At 73.1% G+C, this 17,002-nt stretch carries 13 protein-coding genes and 1 pseudogene; 5 read left to right on the top strand and 9 right to left on the bottom strand.

What is annotated here, in order from left to right; genetic code table 11:
- A complete protein-coding gene (ligD, locus tag ACWGH0_RS04370; RefSeq protein ID WP_453402611.1) occupies positions 1–1,014 on the bottom strand; it encodes a non-homologous end-joining DNA ligase in 1,014 nt (337 codons plus the stop codon).
- Between the two features lie 106 nt (positions 1,015–1,120).
- On the opposite strand from ligD, the gene ACWGH0_RS04365 reads away from it, so the two are divergent.
- Positions 1,121–2,191, top strand: coding sequence for an ATP-dependent DNA ligase (locus ACWGH0_RS04365; protein WP_453402610.1), 1,071 nt, complete (start codon positions 1,121–1,123; stop codon positions 2,189–2,191).
- 13 nt (positions 2,192–2,204) lie between these two features.
- On the opposite strand, the gene ACWGH0_RS04360 is transcribed toward ACWGH0_RS04365, so the two are convergent.
- Entirely contained in the window at positions 2,205–3,629 is a 1,425-nt protein-coding gene (locus ACWGH0_RS04360) for an NAD(P)/FAD-dependent oxidoreductase (RefSeq protein ID WP_453402609.1), read from the bottom strand.
- A 167-nt stretch (positions 3,630–3,796) separates the two neighbouring features.
- Between ACWGH0_RS04360 and ACWGH0_RS04355 the strand changes: the two genes are divergently transcribed.
- Positions 3,797–5,878, top strand: coding sequence for an MDR family MFS transporter (locus tag ACWGH0_RS04355; protein WP_453402608.1), 2,082 nt, complete (start codon positions 3,797–3,799; stop codon positions 5,876–5,878).
- 15 nt (positions 5,879–5,893) lie between these two features.
- On the opposite strand, the gene ACWGH0_RS04350 is transcribed toward ACWGH0_RS04355, so the two are convergent.
- From ACWGH0_RS04350 to ACWGH0_RS04330, 5 genes are all read right to left on the bottom strand, one after another.
- The gene (locus ACWGH0_RS04350; RefSeq protein ID WP_453402607.1) at positions 5,894–7,051 is read right to left on the bottom strand and encodes an HTTM domain-containing protein; all 1,158 of its coding nucleotides are present in this window, start codon (positions 7,049–7,051) and stop codon (positions 5,894–5,896) included.
- Positions 7,048–7,674 (bottom strand): DUF5819 family protein, encoded by a 627-nt coding sequence (locus ACWGH0_RS04345; RefSeq protein WP_453402606.1) that lies wholly within the window; start codon positions 7,672–7,674, stop codon positions 7,048–7,050. Before ACWGH0_RS04345 ends, ACWGH0_RS04350 begins: the two co-directional genes overlap by 4 nt.
- Positions 7,675–7,848: 174 nt before the next feature.
- Positions 7,849–8,496: an endonuclease gene (locus tag ACWGH0_RS04340; RefSeq protein ID WP_453402605.1), complete on the bottom strand. Its 648-nt coding sequence runs from the start codon at positions 8,494–8,496 to the stop codon at positions 7,849–7,851.
- A complete protein-coding gene (locus ACWGH0_RS04335; protein WP_453402604.1) occupies positions 8,493–8,834 on the bottom strand; it encodes a DUF3140 domain-containing protein in 342 nt (113 codons plus the stop codon). Before ACWGH0_RS04335 ends, ACWGH0_RS04340 begins: the two co-directional genes overlap by 4 nt.
- Before the next feature lie 130 nt (positions 8,835–8,964).
- On the bottom strand, positions 8,965–9,417 hold the full coding sequence (locus ACWGH0_RS04330; RefSeq protein WP_453402603.1) for a YchJ family protein: 453 nt from the start codon (positions 9,415–9,417) through the stop codon (positions 8,965–8,967).
- Between the two features lie 145 nt (positions 9,418–9,562).
- Here ACWGH0_RS04330 and ACWGH0_RS04325 point away from each other — a divergent pair, with 145 nt between their 5' ends.
- Positions 9,563–11,347, top strand: a complete 1,785-nt coding sequence (locus ACWGH0_RS04325) for a hydroxysqualene dehydroxylase (RefSeq protein WP_453402602.1) — start codon at positions 9,563–9,565, stop codon at positions 11,345–11,347.
- Positions 11,348–11,350: 3 nt separating this feature from the next.
- Here the strand turns inward: ACWGH0_RS04325 and ACWGH0_RS04320 are convergent, their stop codons facing one another.
- Both ACWGH0_RS04320 and ACWGH0_RS04315 read right to left on the bottom strand, forming a co-directional pair.
- On the bottom strand, positions 11,351–14,644 hold the full coding sequence (locus tag ACWGH0_RS04320; protein WP_453402601.1) for an NACHT domain-containing protein: 3,294 nt from the start codon (positions 14,642–14,644) through the stop codon (positions 11,351–11,353).
- A 61-nt stretch (positions 14,645–14,705) separates the two neighbouring features.
- A pseudogene (locus ACWGH0_RS04315) lies at positions 14,706–14,798 on the bottom strand (peptide ABC transporter ATP-binding protein); the annotation flags it as partial.
- A gap of 84 nt (positions 14,799–14,882) precedes the next feature.
- Here ACWGH0_RS04315 and ACWGH0_RS04310 point away from each other — a divergent pair.
- Both ACWGH0_RS04310 and ACWGH0_RS04305 read left to right on the top strand, forming a co-directional pair.
- Positions 14,883–16,175 carry a VWA domain-containing protein gene (locus tag ACWGH0_RS04310; protein ID WP_453402600.1) on the top strand — a complete coding sequence of 431 codons (1,293 nt, stop codon included), beginning with the start codon at positions 14,883–14,885 and terminating at the stop codon, positions 16,173–16,175.
- Positions 16,175–16,969 carry a hypothetical protein gene (locus tag ACWGH0_RS04305; protein ID WP_453402599.1) on the top strand — a complete coding sequence of 265 codons (795 nt, stop codon included), beginning with the start codon at positions 16,175–16,177 and terminating at the stop codon, positions 16,967–16,969. Before ACWGH0_RS04310 ends, ACWGH0_RS04305 begins: the two co-directional genes overlap by 1 nt.
- Positions 16,970–17,002 lie beyond the last annotated feature (33 nt).

Here is a 17,002-nt window from a genome sequence, read left to right as displayed (position 1 = left end):
TCACGCTTCCTCGCGCTTCGCCCTGCTCGGCGCGACGCGTTTCGGCTCCCCCGGCATCTTGGGGTAGTCCGGCGGGTACGGCATGTCGCCCAGCCCGTGGTCGTGTTCGTGGCGTTCCGCGAGCTCCAGCAGGCTCTCCAGGCCGAACGCGTGGTCGTCCATGTCCGCGTGGACGTCGCCGAGTTCGGCGAAGCGCACCGGCATGGTGGCGATGTCGAAGGCGCGGGGATCTGCTTCGTCGAGTTCGTCCCAGGTCAGCGGTGCGGACACGGGGGCGTGCGGGCGCGGCCGTACGGAGTACGCGGAGGCGATGGTGCGGTCGCGGGCCGTCTGGTTGTAGTCGACGAAGATCTTCTCGCCGCGTTCCTCCTTCCACCACGCGGTGGTGACCCGCTGCGGCATGCGCCGCTGGAGTTCGCGGCCGACGGCGATGGCGCAGCGGCGCACCTCGGTGAACGTCCAGCGGGGCTCGATGGGCACGTACACGTGCAGGCCGCGGCCGCCGGAGGTCTTCGGCCAGCCGCGCAGACCGTGTTCGTCGAGCAGGGCGTGGAGTTCGTGGGCGGCCCTGACCGCGTCCCCGAAGTCGGTGCCGGGCTGGGGGTCGAGGTCGATGCGCAGTTCGTCGGGGTGCTCGGGGCGGTCGCGGCGTACGGGCCAGGGGTGGAAGGTCAGGCAGCCCAGGTTCGCGGCCCACAGGACGGCGGCGGGCTCGGTGGGACACATCTCGTCCGCCGTACGGCCGCTGGGGAAGGCGATCCGGGCGGTGGGGATCCAGTCGGGGAGGTTCTTCGGGACGCGCTTCTGGAAGAAGGACTCGCCGCCGACCCCCTCGGGGAAACGTTCCAGCGTGGTCGGGCGGTCGCGCAGCGCGCGGATGATGCCGTCGCCCACGGCCAGGTAGTACTGCGCCACGTCCCACTTGGTGTACCCGGGCTCGGGGAAGTAGACCTTGTCCGGACTCGACAGCCGTACGGTCCGCTCTCCGGCATGCAGCTCCACCGCTTCACCCATGCCCGCCACGCTAAGCCGGTCCGCCGCCCGCCGCACACCGGGACCGCCCCCGCCACGCCCGGGTGGATATGAGGCGTTTCATGGAGACACGTCGCAGAATCGAGCTATGGATCTGCCGGTGATGCCGCCCGTGAAACCGATGCTGGCCAAGGCCGTGGCCGCCATCCCGCCGGGGCCCGGCATGCAGTACGAGGCCAAGTGGGACGGGTTCCGCGCGATCGTCCACCGGGACGGCGACGAGATCGAGATCGGCAGCCGGACGGGGAAGTCCCTGACCCGCTACTTCCCGGAGCTGGTGGAGTCGCTGCGGGCCGCGCTGCCCGCCCGCTGCGTCGTGGACGGTGAGATCGTCGTCGTCCAGAACGGCCGGCTCGACTTCGACCGGCTGAGCGAGCGCATCCATCCGGCGCAGTCCCGGGTGCGGACGCTCGCCGAGCGGACGCCCGCGAGTTTCGTCGCGTTCGACCTGCTGGCGCTGGACGACGAGGCCCTGCTCGACGCCCCCTTCGTGTACCGGCGCAGCGCGCTGGCCGGGGCGCTGGCGGGGGCGCCGCCGCCCGTGTACCTGGCGCCCGCGACGAACGACATCGAAGTGGCGAAGGAGTGGTTCGAGCACTTCGAGGGAGCGGGCCTCGACGGGGTGCTGGCCAAGCCGGAGTCCATGCCGTACCGCCCGGACACCCGCCTGATGTACAAGATCAAGCACGAGCGGACGGCGGACTGCGTCGTGGCCGGCTACCGGTTCCACAAGACGGGGGCCGTCGTCGGCTCGCTGCTGCTCGGGCTGTACGACGACGCGGGCGCGCTCCAGCACGTCGGGGTGTGCGCGGCGTTCCCGATGCGCCGCCGCCAGGAGCTGATCGACGAGTTGGGTCCGCTGCGGATGGAGTCCCCCGAGGGCCATCCGTGGGCGGCGTGGGCGGACGACGCCGCCCACGAGAGCGCCCGGATGCCGGGTGCGCCGAGCCGCTGGTCCGGCAAGAAGGACCTGTCGTGGGTGCCGCTGCGCCCGGAGGCGGTGTGCGAGGTCGCGTACGACCACATGGAGGGCGACCGCTTCCGGCACACGGCCAGGTTCCGCCGCTGGCGCGAGGACCGTACGCCGGAGAGCTGCACGTACGCCCAGTTGGAGGAGCCGGTGAGCTACGACCTCGCGGACGTCCTGCGGGCGCGCTGAGGCGGCGCCGGCGTCACGGTGCGGTGATCTTGTCCCACTCCCGGCGGTCGGGGCCCAGCCGGCGGGGTATGTAGCCGGGGCGCGCGGCGAGCCACGCGTCGACCCGGGCCCTGACCTCGGGGGCTCCGTACGCGTCGGCGGGCGGCGCGAGGAGGTGCCGGACGCGGGCGCGGGCCCGCATCACCTCCGGGTCCTCCTGGGCGCACTCGAAGAGCGCCGCCATCTCCCGCGCGTGCCCGGGCCGGAACTGCCGTACGGCGAACCGCTCCCCCACCGCGCGGTCGGTGACGACCTGGTAGTCGAACCAGGGCCTGAGGGTGCGCAGCGCCCAGGCGTAGTGCTCGGCGACGAAGTCAGGGGAACCGGGGACGGGGCGCGGGCCCTGTCCGCGGCAGGCGGCGGAGTCCGTCTCCCGGGCGACCCGGCGGGCCGTCCACAGCGCGAGCGCCATGCCCTGGCCGAGGGTCGGGTTGGTGTGGGTGACGGCGTCGCCGACGCCCACCATGCCGGCGGCGACGGGTCCCCGGTCGTCGACGAGGGCGCTCCAGCGGTTGTCGAGACCGGCGGTCGCGAGCACCGGGGAGAGCGGGCGGGCCCCCAGTTCCAGCCACGCCTCGCCCGGCGGGAAGGCGCGGGCCGCCGCTTCGAACACGGCCGGGTCGCGGAGCGCGCCGCGCGTCGGATCCTCGGTGTGGACGAAGACCGTGACGGCGAACAGGCCGTTGTCGGCGGGGAAGACGGCGCACCCGGCGAACCGTCCGCCGGCCACGGTCCAGGGCCGGACGGGACCGTCGGCGCCCCCGTCGGGCAGCCGGTACCAGCGGGAGAAGTACGCGATGCCGGTACGGTGGCGCTCCACGGCCGGGGGCCGGCAGCCGGCCCCGGTCAGCCACTCCCCCGAGGCGCACCGGCGGCCACCGGCGTCGATCACCAGTTCGGCCTCGTACGCGCCGTGCCGGGTCCGTACGCCGCGGACGCGCGGCGGGGCCGACGACGGGTCGACGAGCAGGCCGGTGACGGGCTCGCCGTAGCGCAGTGCGGCGCGCGGCTCGGCGCGCAGCGCGTCGGTGAGCGCCGTCTCGACGACGATGCGCCGCGCCTGGACGGTGACCAGGTCCTCGTCGCCGGGGCGGGCGGGCGGCCGTTCCTCGAACCAGTCCAGCTCGTGCCGTTCGCGGGCCCCGAGCCGCATGATCGCCTCGTAGACGTCGGGGGCCTCCTGGCGGAGCACGGAGCGGGCGGCGCCGAGCATCAGGTGCGGCTGGGCGGCCTGGGGCACGCCGGGCCGCCGCCAGCCGAAGAAGTCGTCGTCCAGACAGGCGCCGCCGGGCGCGCGGGTGTCCCGCTCGAAGACGGTCACGCGGTTTCCGCGTCTGGCGGCGAAGAGCGCCGCCGCCAGTCCGGCGATGCCGCCGCCGATCACCGCGAAGTCCGCCATGCCGTCCCCCTCAGCCCGGTGTTCCCCTCGGTGCAGTCTGCCCACCCGGGGGCCGCGCGACCCCGGCCGCCGGCCGGACCGTTCCCGGTGGGCCGCCCGGGGGCGGGCCCTACGGCGTACGGCCGACAGCGCGTGCGCCCCGCCACCGCCGGTGTGAGGGTGCAAGGGTGACCCCCACCCGCGAGACCAGTCCGGACACGGCCCCGGCATCCCGGGCGGCGGCCTCCGCGCCGCCCGTGCTCGACCGCCGGCAGCGCAACATCGTCTTCGGAACGATCATGCTCGGCATGCTGCTGGCGGCCCTCGACCAGACGATCGTCGGCACCGCGCTGCCCACCATCGTCGCGGAACTCGGCGGCGCCGAGCACATGTCGTGGGTCGTCACCGCCTACCTGCTGGCCGAGACCGTCGCCACCGTCCTCGTCGGCAAGTTCGGCGACCTCTTCGGGCGCAAGGTCGTCTTCCAGGTCTCGGCGGTCGTCTTCATCACCGGTTCGTTCCTGTGCGGCCTCTCCGCGAACATGACGCTGCTGATCGCCTGGCGCGCGCTCCAGGGCATCGGGGCCGGCGGCCTCATGGTCACCTCGATGGCGCTGATCGCCGACGTCATCCCGCTGCGCGAACGCGGCAAGTACCAGGGCGCGATCGGAGCGGTGTTCGGCGTCGCGACCGTCGTCGGTCCGCTCCTCGGCGGCCTCTTCACCGACCACCTCACCTGGCGCTGGGCGTTCTACGTCAACGTGCCGATCGCGATCGTGGTCGTGATCGCCGCCGCCCGCACCATCCCGTCCGTGCGCTCCGCGACCCGCCCCGTCATCGACTACCTCGGCATCGCGCTCGTCGCGGCCGGCGCGAGCGCGCTGATCCTGGCGACGAGTTGGGGCGGCAACGAGTACGCCTGGGATTCGGGCGTCATCATCGGCCTCTTCGCGGGCGGCCTGATCGCGCTGGCGCTGTTCTGCTACGCCGAGACGCGGGCCGTGGAGCCCATGCTGCCCATGCGGCTGTTCTCGAACCCGGTGTTCACCGTCTGCTCGATCCTCAGCTTCGTCGTCGGCTTCGCGATGCTCGGCGCGATGATCTTCCTGCCCACGTACCTCCAGTACGTCGACGGGGACTCTGCGACGGTCTCGGGCGTCCGTACGCTCCCCATGATCGTCGGCCTGCTCATCGCCTCGGTGTTCAGCGGCAACGTCGTCAGCAAGACGGGCAGGTACCGGGTCTTCCCTATCGCCGGCTCGCTGGTCATGGGCATCGGCCTGTTCCTGCTGTCCACGATGGACACCGGCACCAGCGCCTGGCTGGAGTCGCTGCACATGTTCGTGCTCGGCATCGGCATCGGCCTGTGCATGCAGGTGCTGACCATCGCCGTGCAGAACACCGTGGAGTACGCCGACCTCGGCACGGCCACCTCCGGCGTCACCTTCTTCCGTACGCTCGGCATGTCGTTCGGCACGGCGGTCTTCGGGACCATCTACGCGAACTCCCTGCGCCCCAACCTGACCGCGGGCGTCACCGAGGCCGCCCGGGCGAGCGGTGCCGACCCCGAGGCTCTGACGGGCGCGGCCCAGAGCCCGGAGGGCGTGCACGCGCTGCCGGCCGCGCAGGCGGAGCCGATCGTCCAGGCGTACGCCGACTCGCTGCACACGGTGTTCCTGTGGACGGTCCCGGTCGCCCTCGTCGGCTTCGTGGTGTCGCTGTTCCTCAAGCAGGTCAAGCTGCGGGACGCCGCCCGCGCCGGGTCGACCGACATGGGCGAGGGGTTCGCGTCCCCGATGTCGGGCGACTCGGCCAAGCTGCTGGAGCTGTCCGTGGCGCAGATCCTCCGCGCCAAGGGCCCGGACACGGCCCGGTGGATCGTCAGCGGCTCCGACACCCGGCTGGACATCGCGGGCGCGTGGGCGGTGATGCAGGTCGCCCTGCTGACCCGCATCGTCGGACACGCCGGCCTGGGCCTGATCGCCGCCCGCCGCAACATCCCGCCGGAAGTCCTGCTGCCGGTCTTCGACCGGATGGTGGACGAGGGCTACCTCACGCGCGACGGCACCCTGCTGTCGCACACCCCGGCGGGCGCGCGCGAGGCGGAGGTCATCAGCGCGGCGTGGGCGCGGTGGCTCGGCGACCGGCTGGAGATGGACGGCGGGCGGCCGGGCAACGAGCAGCTGGCGGCGGCCTTCGACGCGATCGCCAAACGGCTGCTCGCCGAGGACCTGGCCCAGGGTTCCGGCCTTCCGGCCGGCCGCCGCTGAGCCAGGTGCGCGGCGTCACGCCGTCGAACGGACCTCGGCGCCCTCGGCCGGTTCGGCGCCCTCGGCCACTTTGCCGTGCCCTCCGCCGTCCCCTTCCCGGGGCGGCGCGATCGTCGCCGCCGGTTCCTCCTCCGGCGCCGCCCGTACCGTTCGCACGAGCCGTGACGCGGCGAGCCAGAAGGTGGTCGGCAGGAACACCAGGTCCCCGACGATCGTGATGGCCGAGAACATCGGCAGCGCCATCAGCAGACCGATGCCGATGTGCGTGGTCAGCATGACGACGAGGATGCAGTACTTCAGGCGCCGGTTGAACACCAGCGCCGGGAACAGCATCTGCGAGAACACGGTGAGGTACGCCATGAACGCCGCGAAGGTGCCGTGGCTCGCGATCCAGGCCGACAGCTCGGGGAACGTCGAGAAGTCGTCGTACATCATCGAGTAGTAGAGCGCCGTGCCGTTGCGCCACGACTCGCCCTGGATCTTGTACATCGCCGCGGAACCGTAGATCACCACGACCTGGAGCGCGATCATCGCCATGCCGCCGTTGTGCAGGACGGTGACCACGCGGCGGCGCAGCTCCTCCGTCTCCTCGCCCCAGAACACGAACCGCGACCCGGCGGCCTTCCCGCCCCGCTCCGCCCTGCGGGCACGGCGGCGGGCGTCGAGCGACCAGTGGCGGCCCGACGCGACGAAGAGCAGGTAGTTGGCGAAGAGCAGACTCAGTAGCGCCCAGCCGCTGTTGGCCATGGACCCCCGGATGTAGAAGGCCACCACGAGGAACCAGAAGAGCACGGTCACCAGGCGGGTGCGCCAGCCGAGCATCAGCAGGGCGCTGAGCACGACGGCCAGTCCGTACCAGGCCCAGAAGACGAGCGCGCTGTCGGTGACGAGGAGCGAGTACCACCAGGAGAACGCGCCGTCCCAGCCCCGGGCCCGGAGCGTCTGCTCGAAGAGGTCGGCCGTGAACGGGGAACCCGGCCCCCACAGGCGGTCGGCCCGTACCGACTCGCGGAGCAGGTGGATCAGGTAGAGGCCGCCGAGGCCGATGCGGATCGCGGCCGCGCTGTAGGGCGCGAGCGGCTTGAGGGTCAGATCGCGGGCGGCGCCCACGACTTGCCGGCCGAGCCCGGCGGCACGGTCGCGCCCCAGGACGAGTGCTGCGCGTACGGTCATGGGCGGACCTTCCAGTACCCGAGGGTCTGATACTGCGGACGCGTGACGGGGGCGTCGGGCCCGGAGCCGGGCGCCGGTATGCGCGTGCTCTTCAGGCGCAGTTGCACGGCCTGCCCCCGCTTCTCGCCCATGTCGTCGAGCCGTACGAGGACGACGTTGAGCAGATAGCGCGCGGAGCGGCCGGTCGCCTTGCGGTCGTTGCCCCGCGCGGCGCTGGTCCGGTACTGAGACACGGCCCGGCGCAGTACGAGCTGGTCCTCGATGCTGGGGAGCAGCTCGCCCCGGTACGCCGCGTTGTCGTGCGCGGTGAGGTCGATCCAGGGGCCGAACCCGCCGTCGACGTTCGCGCGCACTTCGAGGTGCTGGTTGTACTTGGAGGGCTCGGGCGCGAAGATGCTCCAGTCCTGCGGGAAGAGCGGCCGCATCCACCCGTTGACCTGCTTCGCGTAGGTCCTGGACAGCGGGAAGTCCGTGGCGACGTAGAGCAGCAGCATGCTGGAGTGCACGAGGGCGACGAACGCGACGAAAGCCGCGAACCACCGGAGGACCCCGCGTCGCGACGCCCCAAGAGGCGTACCTCTGGGGGCGAGTGGGTCGGGCGGCGGTATGACGGACTCGGCCACGCTGGTTCTCCTCATGGTGCCCAGGCATATCAACGGCGCCCAGGGTATCCGTGCCGGTGGCCGCCCCCGTTGCCCGTCCCCGCGTCGGTCCGCGTGCCGCCGGCCGTGCCCCGGCGGCGCACCCGTACCGGCGACCCGTGCGCGGCGGCGCAAGGCCGACGGGTGGGGCCCCGGTCAGTCCCCGGTCCTGAGTTCGTCCGCGATGTGCCGGTCGAGTGCGGCCCGTACGAGCGCCGCCGCCAGTACGGCCGTCTCCCCTTCACCGACCAGGGCCGCCAACTCGTCCGGCTCCGTGGGCAGGCCGAGCCGCTCCGCGCCCTGGAGCGCCTTCCGGTCCAGGTACGGGGCCGGCTCCGGCCAGACGGCCTGCACCTCGCGCAGGAAGATGTCCGTACCGGCGGGACCGAGCCCGGGCACCTCGCCCAGCAGGCGCCTCAGCGTGTCCGGATCGCCGTCGGCGGCCGCGCGCATGCGGCGCAGGTCGCCGCCGTACCTGTCGAGGACCAGCCGGGCGGCGTCCCCCAGCTGTGTGGCCGTCCGCTCGTCGTAACGGCGGTATCCGCCCCGCCCCAGGGCGTCGACACGCTGCTGCCAGGTGGCACTCTCCATGCGGCGGGCGTCGCGCATCCCCGCGTCGTGCAGCGCGCGGGCGGCGGCCACGGCGATCGACGCCCGGATGCGGGCGCTGAGGAGGCAGGCGAGGACCAGGAGGCGGTAGAGGGGTTGCGGTGTGTCGCGCAGCCTGATCCCGGCCTCGGCGGCGTACGTACGCCCGTGCGCGTCGAGCAGGGCGCGGACCGTGCGCTCGTGCGCGGAGCTCACGCCGGCTTGAGGGGGTCGTGCCCCAGCGTCATCAGCCGGTGCCGCCAGACGGTGTCGCCGGCCACGGGCTCCAGATCGGTGCGCCGCTGTGCGCCCACCGTCTCGACGACCTTCCGCATCACCGAGACGTCCTCGTCGGTGAGGTCCGTGCGCCGCTTGCCCAGGATGGCCAGCACCCGGCGCCCGGTGTCGCTACCGGCGCGCTCGGGCAGGGGCTCGCTGTCCTCGTCCGCACCGGTGGTCCGCAGCCAGGCGCCGAGCTCCTGCGACGTCATGTTCACCACACGGTGGAAGTCCTCCCAGAGCCCGTCGAGCTCCAGGGCGGATATGCCGTCCATCTCGTGCCTCCCGGTGGTGCGACGGGTGTGCGGCGGCCGGTGCGGTGTGATGCTGATCCGCCCTCGCGTCCGCAGTACCCCCGCACTGCCGCCCAAAACACGGACGAACCGGCAGGAAAGGGGCTGGAGGCTAGCGCGTGAAGACCGCGTCCACGTACACCCAGGCACCCTCGTGGCGCTCGAAGCGGCTCTGCTCGTGCAGGGATCCGGCCTCTCCCCCGTGCGTGTAGTGGGCGCGGAAGGTGACCGTCGCGGTGGTGTGGAAGGCGCTGCCGTCCGTGGTGGCCAGGATCTCCAGGCCCTGCCAGCGCATGGCGGGGTCGAGGTCGAGCGTCCGCGGCCTGGTCGCCGGGTGCCAGGTGCGCGACAGGTACGCGGCGTCCCGGACGGCGAACGCGCTGTAGCGGGAGCGCATGAGCGCCTCGGCCGTCGGCGCGGCGGCCGCTCCGGAGTGGAAGCGTCCGCAGCAGGCGCCGTACGTGGCGGCCGGCCCGCAGGGGCAGGGCGACGCGGCGGAGAGGGCGGCGGTCGCGGAACGGGCCTGGGGGCGGCGGCTCGTGCCGCGTGAACTGCTTCGGGACATGTCCCCATTGTGCCCGCGGCGGGTGGGGCCCTTTCGCGCCAATGTGCGAGCGGGGCCCGCACGCGCCTTCCGGGTCCTGGGGGCCGCCCGTATTCTCCTGGGCCTGATGCGGTGGTTACCGCCGGTAAGCGACAGGGGGCGCAGCGTGGAGAGTTCCAGACGCACCTTCGTGGCAGGGGCCGCGGCCGTGGCGGCGGGCGGGGCGACGGGCCTGGGAGCGGCCCCCGCGACGGCCGCGCCCGCCGGGCCGGGGGCCGTTCCGGGGCGTACGGCTCAGGAGTCCGTCGCCGTGCTGGGCGGCGGGGTGGCGGGGCTCACGGCCGCCCACGAACTCGCCGAGCGCGGGTTCGCCGTCACCGTGTACGAGAGGCGGGCGCTCGGCGGCAAGGCCCGCAGCATGAACGTACCCGGCAGCGCGAAGGGCGGACGCAGGCCGCTGCCCGCCGAGCACGGCTTCCGCTTCATCCCCGGCATCTACCACAACCTGCCGGACACCATGCGCCGCATCCCGTTCCCCGGGAACGCCAACGGCGTGCACGACAACCTCGTCGCCCCGCGCGAGATGATGTTCGCGCGCACCGGCCGCGAGGACCTGCGGATGCCGATTCCGTGGCCCGGTCACCAGCCGGCCCGGCTCACCCTCGACGACCTGCGCCGCGCGCTGGCCGGCCTCGTCGAAACGGCCGCGAACCTCCCGGCGCACGAGGCCGCCTACTTCGTCAACCGCGCGCTCGTCTTCCTGACCAGCTGCGACGAGCGGCGCGACGACACCTGGGAGCGCACGCCCTGGTGGGAGTTCACCCGGGCCGCCCGCATGTCCGAGGACTACCGGCGCATCCTCGCCATCGGCGTCACCCGCAACATCGTCGCGACGAAGGCGGAGGAGGCCAGCACCCGCACGGTCGGCACGCTGGGCGAGGCGTTCGTGCTGAACGCGCTGGGCCGGGGCGCCGACGGCCCCCCGGACCGCATCCTCAACGCCCCCACCAACGAGGCGTGGATCGACCCCTGGGAGGACCACCTGCGCGGGCTCGGCGTCGACTTCCGGATCGGCTGGACCGTACGGGAGATGAAGTACGCCGACGGCCGCGTCTCCGCGGCGGTGATCGAGGACCCGCAGGGCGTACGCCGGACCGTGACCGCCGGACACTACGTCTGCGCCCTGCCGGTGGAACACGCGCGCCCCACCTGGAACGCCGCGATGCGCGCCGCCGATCCTCAGCTGGCCCGGTGCGACCGGCTCCGGACGGACTGGATGACGGGCATCCAGTTCTACCTGCGGGAGCGTACGCCGATCCTGCACGGCCACCTCAACTGCATCGACTCGCCCTGGTCCCTGACGGCCATCGCGCAGGCCCAGCACTGGCCGGACCGGGACTTCGCCGCCGACTACGGCGACGGGACGGCCGCGGACTGCCTGTCGGTCGACATCTCCGAATGGGACAAGGCCGGGGTCCTGTACGGGAAGACGGCGAAGCAGTGCACCCGCGAGGAGGTCGCGCGGGAGGTCTGGGCGCAGCTCAAGGCCGCGCTCAACGACACCGGAAGGACGGTGCTGCGCGACAGCGCCCTGCATTCGTGGTTCCTCGACCCCGGCGTGGACGGCCTCGGCACGCCGCATCCGACGAACGAGGACGAGCTGCTGATCCATCCCGTGGGCACCCTGCACAACCGCCCGTCGGCGGCCACCAGGATCCCCAACTTCTTCCTGGCGGGCGACTACGTGTCCGTGGACATCGACCTGGCCACGATGGAGGGCGCGAACGCCTCGGCCCGCGCGGCGGTCAACGCGCTGCTGGACCGCGCCGGTTCGCCGTCCCCGCGCTGCACGGTCACCCCCCTCTTCCGGCCGCCCGAGATCGAGTCCCTGAAGCGGCACGACCGGACCCGCTACCGCCTGGGCCTGCGGAACGCGCTGGACGTGGGGTGAGGGTCAGGACGCACCGGACGGGGCGGGGTACGCGGCGGCCAGACCGCGCACCCGGGCCAGCGTCTGGGGCGGGACGTCGCGCGTCCGGTCGTCGGTCATCCGGTCCAGCACCTGACGGGCGGCCTCGGCGAACCACCCGCTCGCCCACTGCGCTTCACCGGTCTCCGCCCACAGGGCCAGCACGCGGTCGAAGGCGTCCGCTCCCAGGAGCGAGTCCACGGCCGCCTCCCAGTAGCTCCGGAGCGCGGTGCGGTCCTCCCCCGTCGCGCCCGCCTCCAGCGCCCGCATGGCCGATCGAGCCAGCGCTTCCAGCGCGTGCGGTTCGAGCTCCACGGGATACAGCCCGCCCAGCACGCCCGACACCACGGAAGCCGGAAGCCGGGCCGCGTCGTCGGCCAGCTGTCCCAGGACGATCCAGGTCGCGCAGCGCCGGGTGGAACTGTCGAGGCCGGAGTGTTGATGGAGAAACGTGCCGCAGCGCTCGTACAAAGCCGCCAGTTCACCGTCCGGTACGCCGAGGCGGCCGGCCAGCCACAGGTCCGTCAGGCTGTGGGCGACCGACGTGGCCGTGCCGTCCGGCGTGCCGACGAAGGTGGTGACGGCGGAACCCAGCCGGCGGAAGACAGGGTCCACGGCGTGCAGCACGAGCGCGTCATTGGTGCCGCCGGACACCACCATCTTGTGCCGGATCTGTTCCGGGTAGGGGCGGGACCAGCAGACCCTGCTGTTGCGGTCGCCGTGACCCGGCGGACGGCCGTAGAGCCAGTAGGCGTCGACCGGTTCCGCGGCGAGGATGCCTTCCGCCGGAAAGATGTCCAGGTCCCGCTCGCCGTCGTTCCAGATGTGATGGAGGTCGAGAGCGATCGCGAAGTCCGTCCACTCCGGTTCGGTCAGGGCCGACCGCCACAGCAGCACGTACCGGTGCCAGGTGCCCGCCGGGTTGGCGTCGCCGGGGAACACCTCGCTCGCCCTGACCCCGTCCCTGACCAGCACGGTCAGCATCATCAGGTTCGCGCCGTAGACGCCGTGCCGCGAGGAGGTCGCACGCACACTGGGCCGGTACTCGGCGAACCGGTGCTCGGTGCGGTTGCGGTGATCCGCCATCACGGTGACGAGGAGTTCACCGAGCCGCTCACGGTCCCGCGGGGCGAGGCGGCGGATCCGGGCACCGACGAAACGGAGCATCTGGCGCGACGAGAGCGGTGCGTAGGACAGCAGGACGTACAGCAGGTCGTCGTCGACTCCCGCGCGGCCGAGGGACAGCGCCGGGCGCTGGTCGAGCAGGCCGACGAGAAGCTGTACGGCGAGACGGGCGGCCAGGTACTCGCCGAAGGAGGCGTGCAGGAACTCGTACGTCGCCAGCCGCTGGTCGTCGCGCAGCGCCTGGGCCTTCTGGACGAAGAAGAACCGGCCGAGCGCGATCTCCGCCTGGTCGAGCGGCGCGCGGAAGCCGTCGTTCCGTGTCGGCTCGGGGCGGCCGAGCAGCGCGGTCAGGTCCTGTTCCAGTTCCGCCGCGCTGATCCACTGCCGGTGCCGGTTGAGCATGCCGAAGGAGATCAGGGAGAGTCGCTGGAGCTCCTGCTCCACGCGGTTGGCCAGGTGCCGCCCCGGCAGCGCCGCGGCGGACTTGCCGACCTCCCGGACCGCGAAGGACGCCAGCAGTTCCTCGTACAGCTCGGCCTCTCCCAGCGGTTCGTCGTTCTCGGCTCCGCACTGCAGCGCGTTGCCCGTCGCGTCGTACAGGGCGAGCATCAGCAGGAGCAGCGGCTGGGAGGCGAGGGCCTGGTGGCGGGCCGCGACGGCGGCGGGGAGGGGCCGCAGGCCGTTCGCGGCGAGATACGGCTCGTTGAGGCGGTTCCACATCCCCAGCCAGCGCTCGACCTGCTGCACCCGGAAGGGTTCGAGGCGCAGCGCCACCGCACCTTCCGGGTAGTGCGCCCTGTCGGCGACGGCGGTCCTGCTCGTGACCAGTGCGAGGACGGGGCGCCCCTGGTCCGCCTCGCGCTGCTGGAAACGGGCCACCCGCACCAGGTAGTCGGACTGGCTGACGCCGGTGGCCTGGAGCAGCTCGTCGAAGCCGTCGAAGAGGAGTACGGGGACGGCCCCTTCCGCCGCCCGGACCAGGTCCGGCCAGGACGCCCGCTCGCCGGTCGTGGCGCGGACGGCGTGTTCGATCTGGTCCTGGACTTCGGCGCCGGCCGGCACTTCGCGCAGGATGACCCGTACGGGCAGGAAGCCGGCCTCGGGCAGCCGGGCCGCGAGGATCTTGGTCAGTACGGACTTCCCCGCGCCGGGCTGGCCGAGGACGACCAGGGGCGCTGTGGTGGTGGCGACCGAGGTGAGGGCTCCCGCGAGGTACTCGGTGAGGTCGGAGCGTACGGGCGCGGTCTCCCACCACTCCTCCTCGGCGGGCCCGTGGGGGCCCTCGGTCACGGCCCGGACGCGGAAGTCGGGGTCGACGTACCCCTCCCCGAGGGTGGGCAGGCACACGCCCGTCGGGGCGTCGCCCTCGGCCAGGATCGGGCGGGGCAGGGCCGCCCGGTAGCCCGTGGCGAGGGCGGCGGCGGCGTGGGCGAGCGGGCGTACGACGGTCAGCCCCGCCAGGGCGGTCTCGATGCCGGCGAGGGCCTGGCGCAGGCCCGCACGGGTGGCCTGGTGCTCGATCTGACCGGACCAGAAGCCGAACTCCGGCACTTCGAGCGCGAGTTGGGTGTAGAGGTCCTGGAAGCGCCCGATCGCCGTCTCGCACAGCCCGGTGCCCAGCGCGCTCTCGGCCGCGCCGCGCTGCGTGGCGTCCAGCGCGTCCCACACCGCCAGCCCCTGGAGGAAGGTCTTCAGCCGGACCGAGAGCTCCAGGTACCAGGAGCGGAGCTCGACGAGGGTCTGCTCGTACGGCACGTGCGGGGCCGGTTGCGGCGCACCGGTCGCGACCAGACGGCGGACGAAGCCGTGCGCCGCGTCCGAACCGCCGGCCAGCGCCATCTGATCGCGCCGCGTGAGCCGCGCCTCGGCCAGGTCGAAGGGCAGTTCCACCTCTCCGAGGGCCTCGAAGTACGCCGTCACCACCAGCACCGTGTGCGCCGCCGCGATCCGTTCCGTGCGCTCGGCCCGCTCGGAGGTGCCCAGCCGCTCCCGGAGTCCGGACGTGAGATCACGGCCGAGAGCCAGCACCCCTCCCCGCGCCGCGAAGAGGTTGAGCACCGCGTCGCTCGTACCGCCCGTCGCCAGCGACAGCGCGCCGCCGAGCGCCTGGTCGGCCGCCGTCAGGGCAGCGCTGTCGCCGCCGAGAATCGCCACCGCGTCCTGGAAACTGAGAAGTCGTCGCCCCCGCACTGCTCCGGTTTATCACCGGAACCCGTCACAGGCGTCCGGCTTCGACAATCCGACGCAGGAAGCGCCGGGTGCGTTCCTCCCGCGGGGCGCCGAAATCGTGCTCCGGCGTGCGGCGTTCAGCACCACTGCGGCGTACGGCGAGCGCGCGGGCGATGCGGGCCCGTGTTTGGGCGCCGGAGGCGATCTTCAATAGGATCCGGCGATGATCACAAGAAAACGGTCGGCGGCAAGGGCGTTCGGCCTGCTCGTCGTCCTGGCCGCCGGGCTCCTCCCGGCCGGCCCCGCCGCAGCCGCCGCCGCGGCCGGCGAACCGGACGCGCGCCAGGCCCCCAAGGTCGAGCTGGTCCTCGACGTCAGCGGCTCCATGCGGGCCAAGGACATCGACGGCAAGTCCAGGATGGCCGCCGCCAAGCAGGCGTTCAACGACGTACTGGACGCCGTGCCGGAGGAAGTGCTGCTCGGCATACGCACCTTGGGCGCCGACTACCCCGGCGACAACCGCAAGACCGGCTGCAAGGACACCAGGCAGCTCTACCCGGTGGGCCCCCTGGACCGGATCGAGGCCAAGACCGCCGTCGCCACGCTGGCTCCGACGGGCTGGACGCCGATCGGCCCGGCCCTGCTCGGCGCGGCCGACGATCTCGAAGGCGGCGAGGGCACCCGCAGGATCGTGCTCATCACCGACGGCGAGGACACCTGCGGTCCGCTCGATCCGTGCGAGGTCGCACGCGAGATCGCGGCCAAGGGCACGCACCTGGTCGTCGACACGCTCGGACTGGTACCGAACGCGAAGATTAGGCAGCAGCTCACCTGCATCGCGGAGGCCACCGGCGGCACGTACACCGCCGTGCAGCACACCGACGAACTCTCGGGGCGGGTCAAGCAGTTGGTGGACCGCGCGGCCGACCCCGTCGTCCGCCCGGTCGCCACGGAGGGTGCGGACCGGTGCGTGGACGCGCCGCGGCTGAAGGCCGGTGTCTACACCGACCGCGAGAAGTTCTCCCAGCACCGCTGGTACCGGGTCGACGTACTGCCCGGCCAGGAACTGCGGGCCTCCGTCAGCGTCGGCGCCGACCGCGCGGTCGACCGCGACTACGGCGTACTGCTGCGCGCGGTGACCACGCGCGGCAGGGAGATCGTGCGCGGCTCGGAAGCCGGTGACGGCCGTACGGACGTCATCTCGACCGGTCTGCGCTATCCGAAGGCCCCGCTGGACGACGACGTCGCCGACGAGGTGAAGCCGGCGGCCGAGACCGTCTGCCTCCAGGTCAGCAACTCCTTCTCCGCTCCCCCGTCCGTCAAGACGACGCCCGGTCTGCCCGTCGAGCTGGCCATCGAAGTGGTGGACGGTCCCGACGAGGCGTCGGACGTCGCGTCGTTCGGTCTCGGGCACGGCTGGTGGCTGCTCGGCGTGCTCACGCTGGCGGGGCTGCTCGCCGGGCTGCTGTGGGGCTGGATCTCGCGCTGGCGCTTCGCCGTCTGGAGGACGAACTGATGGGTACGACGACACGTCTGCTGACCGGCGCCGTGCTGGCGGGCGCCGCGCTCCTCGGCGCCGCCGCTCCCGCCCTCGGCGACTCGACCCCGTCACCGGACGCGGGCCGGGACGGGCAGGAACAGGCCGCGCCCACCGAGGCGGGCACCACCTTCCGTACGGCGACGAAGATCCGTCAGGACCAGCCGGCCACGGCCGAGGCGTCCACCGGTGACTACCTCTACTGGGTTTTCGACGCCGACGCGGGGCGCACCGCCACCGCGCGGGCCACCGTGGAACTCCCGGAGGCGGCGGCCCGGCACGGCGCGGCCACCTGGCGGCTGGACGTGTACGACGGCCTGCGCCGGCGCCAGCCGTGCGTCCACGGCAGCCAGGCGAAGGCGGCGCCCGCCGACGCCGCGTCCGTCACCGTGTCGTGCACGCTGCGGACGGTGCGGGCCTGGGCGGAGCCGTGGTCCGACGATCCGCTGCCGGGGCGCTACTACGTACGGCTGACGGTCTCCGAGCTGCCGCAGGAGGACCTGGGCCTGCCGGTGCGCGCGGAGGTCGTCGCGACGGCGAAGGACGCGGGCGGCGCGACGGCGGTGGACGGCGCACTGTCCGCGCCGCTGGTGCCGGGGGCGTCGGACGAGGCGGTGGCCGAGGCGGCCGACGACACGTTCTCGTCGGGCCGGTGGTCCTCGCGCTGGATCTGGACGGTGGGCGGGGGCGTCCTCGGGGCGGCCGCCGCCATCGCCGGGTACGGCTTGACGCGCGGCTCGGGCCGCCCGTCGCGGGTCCCGCCGGGCGCCTGAGCACCCGCCCCGTCCCGCCCGGCCCGCGAGAGG

It is taken from the genome of Streptomyces sp. NPDC054887, assembly GCF_053610585.1.
This window is presented reverse-complemented; position numbering and strand designations above follow the sequence as displayed.